General features: G+C 67.5%; 5 protein-coding genes (1 of these 5 only partly in view). 4 read left to right on the forward strand and 1 reads right to left on the reverse strand.

The annotated features are described in order from the left end of the window. Together AAHB17_RS16775 and AAHB17_RS16780 are read left to right on the forward strand one after the other, a co-directional pair. Positions 1-2,281: type I secretion C-terminal target domain-containing protein (locus AAHB17_RS16775; protein ID WP_342131790.1), on the forward strand; the 2,281-nt coding region annotated here is incomplete at its 5' end. A gap of 251 nt (positions 2,282-2,532) precedes the next feature. Then, positions 2,533-3,996 (forward strand): aminotransferase-like domain-containing protein, encoded by a 1,464-nt coding sequence (locus AAHB17_RS16780; protein ID WP_342131823.1) that lies wholly within the window; start codon positions 2,533-2,535, stop codon positions 3,994-3,996. Between the two features lie 23 nt (positions 3,997-4,019). On the opposite strand, the gene AAHB17_RS16785 is transcribed toward AAHB17_RS16780, so the two are convergent. Continuing rightward, positions 4,020-5,930: an ABC-F family ATP-binding cassette domain-containing protein gene (locus tag AAHB17_RS16785; RefSeq protein WP_342131791.1), complete on the reverse strand. Its 1,911-nt coding sequence runs from the start codon at positions 5,928-5,930 to the stop codon at positions 4,020-4,022. A 63-nt stretch (positions 5,931-5,993) separates the two neighbouring features. On the opposite strand from AAHB17_RS16785, the gene AAHB17_RS16790 reads away from it, so the two are divergent. Beyond that, positions 5,994-6,446, forward strand: a complete 453-nt coding sequence (locus tag AAHB17_RS16790; RefSeq protein ID WP_342131793.1) for a (2Fe-2S)-binding protein — start codon at positions 5,994-5,996, stop codon at positions 6,444-6,446. Further along, positions 6,443-7,500, forward strand: the beginning of a protein-coding gene (locus tag AAHB17_RS16795) for a xanthine dehydrogenase family protein molybdopterin-binding subunit (RefSeq protein ID WP_342131794.1). Its footprint extends 1,255 nt past the window's final position; only the first 1,058 of its 2,313 coding nucleotides appear in the window; it begins with the start codon at positions 6,443-6,445; its stop codon lies off the right edge, out of view. The genes AAHB17_RS16790 and AAHB17_RS16795 overlap by 4 nt, the downstream gene beginning before the upstream one ends.

Raw genomic sequence — 7,500 nt, forward strand, 5'->3', positions numbered from 1 at the left:
GAACAATGGCAACACGGCGGTGACCGCGCTCAGGCCCGGGCAGTCGCTGACCGACAGCTACACCTACACGCTGACCGACGCCGATGGCGACACCAGCACGGCCACGCTGACGGTGAGCATCAGCGGCGCCAACGACGCGCCGTTGGCATTGGCTTCTGCGGTGACTGGCACAGAGGACACCAACTACGTGTTCAAGCTGTCGGACTTTGCTTTCAGCGATCCGGACTCGGGCGACACGCTGCAGTCGGTCCGCATTGACAATCTGCCGGTGGCGGGTGCGCTACACCTCAATGGTGTGCTGGTGACGTCGGGTGCCGTCATCACAGCGGCCAACATCACGTCGGGTCAGCTGGTCTTTGTGCCTTTGCTCAACGAGTCGGGCGCCGACGTCTTTGGTGGCACCGCGACGGGGAACAAGCAGAGCAACTACGCGCAGTTCAACTTCAGCGTCAACGACGGAACTGCGTGGAGTGCCGCGCCGGCCGTGATGACGGTGGACATCACGCCAGTGGCCGATGCGCCCACCCTGACGTTGGCACCACGGACGTTTGTACGCCGTGCAGATTTCCAGGACGCAGATCTCAGCAGCGGCTGGAGCCATTCGGCGAATCAGATTGGAGAAGGGGCCGATGAGGGGACGTGGCTCACAGCCAACGGAAACGCCGAGATCTACGCTGAGTTCGAATACCTGGTCAACAGCAGCAGCAACCGGGTGATTGAACTGGAGACTTATACCAGTGCGACCACGCCCAATCTGTACACCGACGTCAGCACCCGCGCGGGGGAGGTGTACCACCTGTCTTTCGATTTTGCCGAGCGCCTGGACAACCGCCAGAATGGCGATCCGTGGTTGACCGCTTACGAGGACTCGCAGATTGATGTGTACTGGGGCGGTGTGAAGGTGGCGACCCTGAACAACGACCAGGGGACCTGGAGTCACGTGGAGCTGGACCTGCTGGCGCCGGCCACGGGCACCACGCGGCTGGAGTTCCGTGCCACCTTGCCCGGCGACAGTGCGGGGGGCATTCTGGACAACATCGATCTCGAATTGACATCGAGCACGGGTGTGATCAACACTGCCACGCCGCTGGCTGGTCCCACCGCCACCTTGGTGGACATCGACGGCTCCGAGACCTTGACCGCGTTGCAGCTCACGGGCATTCCGGTGGGGGCCACCATCCGCGACGGTAGCGGCCATGTGTTCAGCGCTACGGCGGGCAACACCGCGCTCAACCTGCTGACCGGTGGCTGGGTGACCAGCACTCTCACGGTGCAGGCGCCCACCGGCTTCACCGGCACGGTGAACATGAACTACGTGGCCACCTCCACCGAGACGTCCACCGGCCAAAGTGCGTCCACAAGCACGGCGGTGTCGGTCAGCTTCGTGCCTACGCTCAACGCGGCGCCGGATGCGGTCAACGACTCGGTCAATTTCACGGCCCAGGCGGTCGTCAACGGGAATGTGCTCACCAACGACACGGACGCCAACGGCGACCCCTTGACAGTGACCGCGTACACCATTGGTGGCACCACCCACCAGACCTTTGAAGTGGTCAGGGTGTCCGGCACCAACAGTGGCAATGAGAGCACCTTCACCCTGTTGTCGGATGGCAGTTATATATTGAATGCTGGGAGCAGTTGGTCTGGCCCGGTGACCGTGACCTACACCGTGGCTGACCAACAGGGTGGCTACGACACGGCCACATTGACTTTGTCCGGGACGAGGGCGGCGCCGACCGTCAACACGGTTCCGGGTGCTACCAGCGGCGCGGACACACTCACGGGTCTCCCTGGCAGCGACTCGATTTCAGGTCTGGCTGGCAACGACACGCTCAACGGGGCTGGTGGAACCGATACCTTGACTGGGGGTACGGGTGCTGACAGCCTAACGGGTGGTGCGGGTGCCGACACCTTCGTGTGGGGTTCCGGTCACGGCGGCACGTTGGGCAGTCCGGTCGTTGACACCATCATCGACTTCAACAACAGTGGCGCCTACTTCGCCGGTGGTGCCACGGTGGACCGCCTGGACCTGTCGGGTTTGTTGTCTGGCGAAACCAACAACAACATCGGCAATTACCTCAACGTGACCGTGAGCGGTGGCAACACGGTCATTCGGATCAGCAGCAGCGGTGGTTTTGCGGGCGAGTCGGGCTACACGCTCAGCCAGCACGACCAAACCGTCGTGTTGAATGGTTTGGACGCCAGCGACTGGAACAACACCACCGACAGCAGTGACATCATTGCGCAGATGCTGGCCAGGGGGCAGCTGGTGATCGGCTGACGCTTGCCAGCCCGGCGATCGGGCGCAGGGGCCATCCGGGCGCATGCCCGGGTGGCCCCTGCGTCTTTGTTGTGGAGGTTTTGCTGGCCTCCGCGTCACCTGGAAACGCGTCAAAATCCCCTTATGAATGCATTGTTGTGTGGAGCCGCGCGGGGCGACCCGACACGGACACGGCCGTGAAGGGCGTTGACGCCGACACCGACTTCGCTGGGCGCACGCGCCGTGTGGCGACCGACAGCGTGGACCTGTCGGTGGCGGGACTGGTGCGCCACGCCAGCCAGCCCTTGACCGAGCAGTTGGCTGCCCGGTTCGCGGAGCGCATCCGCGCCCGCCTGCTCGTGCCGGGTACCCGGCTGCCGTCAGTGCGCGAATGTGCGCGCCAACAGGGCGTGAGCCCGTACACGGTGGTGGCGGCTTACGATCAGCTGCTGGCACAGGGCTTGGTGGAGGCACGCAAGCAGCGCGGTTTTTTTGTGCGGGACCCGGCGGTCCGTCAGGCGGCTGCACATGCTCTGCCCCATGCCGTGCCCGCCGCCCGCACCGTGACGCCGCACCAACCGCTGCCCAGCGGGTCGGTGATCAATGCCACGGCGCTGATCCGGGGCATGTTCCATCCCGCGTCGGACAAGCCGCAGCCGGGGGCGGGTGCGTTTCCGCCGGATTGGCTGGAAAACACATTCCTGGCGGCGGCGGTGCGCAAGGCGACCAGCGGCCAGCAGTTGCTGGACGCGTCCTACCGCTATGGCGAACCCCTGGGTGACGGCGCCTTGCGCCGGGTGTTGGCCCAGAAACTGTGTGGCTTGCACCTGCCGGTGACGGCCGATCAGATCATCACCACCGTGGGCGCCACCCAGGCGCTGGACATCGTCAGCCGCACCTTGTTGAAGGCGGGTGACCCGGTGATGGTGGAGGAGCCCGGCTGGTCGGTCGAGTTCGCCCGCCTCGATGCGCTGGGGGTGCGCATCCTGCCCGTGCCGCGCCGAGCGGACGGCACCGATCTGGACGTGATGGCCCGCTATTGCGAGGCGCATGCGCCCAAGCTGTTCGTGAGCGTCAGCGTGTTCCACAACCCCACGGGTTTTTGCCTGGCGCCGGCCAGCGCGCACCGCCTGCTGCAGCTCGCGCAGCGCCACGGCTTCTACGTTGTGGAGGACGACACCTATGGCCACATCGCGCCGGAGCATGCCACGCGGCTCAGTGTGCTCGATGGCCTGCAGCGCAGCATCTATGTGAGCGGTTTTGCCAAGATCCTGGCGCCCAACTGGCGGGTGGGTTACCTCGCGGCGCCGCAGCACCTGGTGGAGGGTCTGCTCGACACCAAGCTGCTGAGCACGCTGACCACCCCCTCGCTGCTGGAGCGGGCCCTGGCCATCTGCATCGAACAAGGCCAGCTGCGCCGGCACGCCGAGCGCATCCGCGCGCGGCTTGATGCCGCCCGGGCGCGCAGCGTGCGCCTGGCGCAGTCGGCGGACTGCCGTTTTGTCACCGAGCCGGCCGGCCTGTTCGGCTGGCTGGACGTGGGCGTGGACACCGAGGTGCTGGCCCAGCGCATGCTGGACCGGGGGTACCTGCTGGCGCCCGGTGCCTTGTTCCACGCCACCCGCCAGCCCTCCACGCTGATGCGCATCAACTTCGCGACCACGCAGGACGCGACGTTCTGGCGCGATTTCAGCGAGGTGCGCGAAGCCATGACCACCGGCCGCAGCGCGCTCTGAGCGGCGGCGGTAGGCCGCCCGGCTCAGTTGCCTGTGAGGGCTTCCATGCGCTCCAGCGCCGCCAGCATTTCGTCGTCAATGACCGCGTGCCGGGCCGCCAGCTCGGCGGCGCGCGGCGGGTCGCTGGCGTACAGGCGGCCGTCGGCCAGTTGGGCATCGATGGTTTTCTGCTCGCTCTCCAACGCCGCCAGGCGCTCGGGCAGGGCGTCCAGCTCGCGCTGTTCCTTGTAGCTGAGCTTGCGTTTGCCGCCGGCCGGGCTGGGGGCGGGGGCCTGGGCCGGTGGAGCGGCTGCTGCGGGGGCGGACGCAGGCGCCGGTGTGGCCTTGGCCGTCGCCTGGGCCGCGATGTCGGCCGCGCGGGTGGACTGGGTGATCCAGTCCTGCACATCGCCTTCGTACTCGCGCCACTGGCCCTGGCCCTCGAAGACGATGGTGCTGGTGACCACGTTGTCCAGGAAGCGGCGGTCGTGGCTGACCAGGAACACCGTGCCCGGGAAGTCAGCCAAGAGGTCTTCCAGCAGCTCGATGGTGTCGATGTCGAGGTCGTTGGTGGGTTCGTCCAGCACCAGCACGTTGGCCGGCCGCGCAAACAGGCGCGCCAGCAGCAGGCGGTTGCGCTCACCGCCCGACAGGGTGCGCACCGGCGCGTTGGCGCGCGCGGGCGAGAACAGGAAGTCGCTCAGGTAGCTCTTGACGTGGGTGCGGCGGTTGCCGATCTCGATCCACTCGCTGCCCGGGCTGATGAAGTCTTCCAGCGTGGCGTCCAGGTCCACCTGGTCGCGCATCTGGTCGAAATAGGCCACGTCAAGCTGGCTGCCCTGGCGCACACTGCCGCTGTCGGGGGCCAGCTGGCCCAGGATCATCTTGAGCAAAGTAGTCTTGCCGGCCCCGTTGGGGCCCATGAGGCCGACCTTGTCGCCGCGCAGGATGGTGCAGCTGAAGTCCTTGACCACCGTTTTGGTTTGCGGTCCAGAGCCAAAGTGTTTGCTCACTTTTTCCAGCTCGGCCACGATCTTGCCGCCGGCATTGGCGCTGGCCACTTCCAGGCGCACGCGGCCCACGGCGTCGCGCCGCTGGGCGCGCTGCTCGCGCAGCTTTTCCAGGCGGGTGATGCGGCCCTGGGCGCGGGTGCGGCGCGCTTCCACGCCCTTGCGAATCCACACTTCTTCCTGGGCCAGCAGCTTGTCGGCGCGGGCGTTGATCACCGCCTCCTGCTGCAGCTGCACCTCTTTTTGCGTCTGGTATTGGGCAAAGTTGCCGGGGTAGCTCAGCAGGCGACCGCGGTCGAGTTCGACCATGCGGGTGGCCACGCGGTCCAGAAAGGCGCGGTCGTGGCTGATGGTGACCACGCTGCCGGCAAAGTCCAGCAGCAGGTCTTCCAGCCAGGTGATGCTGTCCAGGTCGAGGTGGTTGGTGGGCTCGTCGAGCAACAGCACATCGGGGCGGCTCACCAGGGCCTGGGCCAGGGCGACGCGTTTCTTGTTGCCGCCGGACAGGGTGCCCACGGTGGTGGCGCCGTCCAGGTGCAGGCGGTGCAGGGTTTCGTCCACCCGTTGCTCCCAGTTCCAGGCGTCCAGGGCCTCGATGCGGCTTTGCAGCGCGTCCAGGTCGTGGCCCTCGCCGCCGCTGAGGTAGAGCTCGCGCGCCTCGATGGCGTCTTTCAGGCCGGTGCTGGCAGCGTCGAACACGGTGGCCTCCAGGTCCAGCAGCGGTTCCTGGGGCACGTAGGCGATGCGCAGGCCGTTTTGCACCTGCACCGTGCCGTCGTCGGGCTTGTCCAGCCCCGCCAGGATCTTGAGCAGCGAGGATTTGCCGGTGCCGTTGCGCCCGATCAGGCCGACGCGCTCCTGGGTTTCGAGCGAAAAATCGGTGTGGTCGAGCAGCGGCACGTGGCCGTAGGCCAGGTGGGCCTGGGTGAGGGTGATCAATGCCATAAGTGGGCGGGATTATCCCCGCCCTCTATATAGTGGGCGGTTTCGGCGTGACGGAGGGTGGCGATGAAGCTGGTGGTGAACGGACAAGCCCATGAAGTGGAGGTGGATGCCCGCATGCCCCTGCTGTGGGTGCTGCGCGACGTGCTCAATCTGACCGGCACCAAATACGGCTGTGGCGTGGCCGCCTGCGGTGCCTGCACGGTGCGGGTGGCGGGCGAGGCCGTGCGCTCGTGTGTGACGCCCGTGGCCACCGTGGCCGGCAAGCCGGTCTCGACCATCGAGGGCCTGGCGGCAGGTGGCCGGCTGCATCGCCTGCAGCAGGCCTGGATAGACGAACAGGTGCCGCAGTGTGGGTATTGCCAGTCGGGCATGTTGATGGCGGCGGCGGCCTTGCTGGAACGCAAGCCGCGGCCCACCGATGCCGACATCGACGCCGCCATGACCAACCTCTGCCGCTGTGGCACCTACCAACGGGTGCGGCGGGCCATCCACCGCGCCGCCGGGAGCGCCGCATGAGTGGCCGCATCCATCCCCTCAAAAACCCCCAGGGTGGGCGGGTGTCGCGCCGGGCCCTGCTGCTGGGCGGCGCCGGTGCGGCCGGCCTGCTGCTGGTGGGCTGGGGTGTGATGCCGCCGCGCTCGCGCCAGGGCAAGCCCGATCTGTGGGCGCTGCAGGCTGGGGATGTGGCGCTCAACGGCTGGATCAAGATCGCCGCCGACGGCACGGTGGTGCTGGCCATGCCCCGCAGCGAAATGGGGCAGGGCATACACACGGCGCTGGCCATGCTGGTGGCCGAGGAACTGGACCTGCCGCTGGCGCGCGTGCGGCTGGAGCAGGCCGGCGCCGACAAGATCTATGGGAACGTCGCCATGTTGGTGGCCAGCCTGCCCTTCCATCCGCTGGAGTCAGAGGGGGACAACGCCCCCTTCTCGGTCAAGGCGGCGCAGTGGCTGGTGACCAAGGTGGCGCGTGAGCTGGGCATCAACGCGACGGGGGGGTCATCCAGCGTGGCCGACGCCTGGGAGCCGGTTCGCGCCGCCGCGGCCACCGCGCGGGCGGCGTTGCTGGGGGCGGCGGCCTCGCAATGGAAGCTGCCGGTGGCCGAACTGGAGATCGTCAACGGGGTGGTGAGCCACCCTTCCGGGGCGCAGGCGCATTTCGGCGAGCTGAGCAAAGCCGCCGCCGGCACCCCGCCCGGGGTGGTCACGCTCAAGGCGCACAAGGACTTCAAGCTGTTGGGGCATGCGGCCCCGCGACTGGACATACCGGCCAAGGTGGACGGCACCGCCGTGTTTGGCCTGGACGTGCGGCTGCCCCGCATGCTGTACGCGGCCGTGCGCATGTGCCCCATGTTGGGTGGGGCGCCCGGGGCGGTGGACGCGGACGCCGCGCTGGCCATGCCAGGTGTGGAGCGCGTGGTGCTGCTGCCCGCTTACGCGGGTGGCACGGCGGGTGTTGCCGTGGTGGCGGCCAGTTATTGGCTAGCCAGCGAGGCGGCTCGGGCGGTGCAGGTGGACTGGCGCCCCAGGCCGGCCGGCAACCCGGACACCGACCAGATAGAGGCGGCCCT

The sequence above is a fragment of the Hydrogenophaga sp. OTU3427 genome, from assembly GCF_038440225.1.
Lineage (GTDB): Bacteria > Pseudomonadota > Gammaproteobacteria > Burkholderiales > Burkholderiaceae_C > Hydrogenophaga.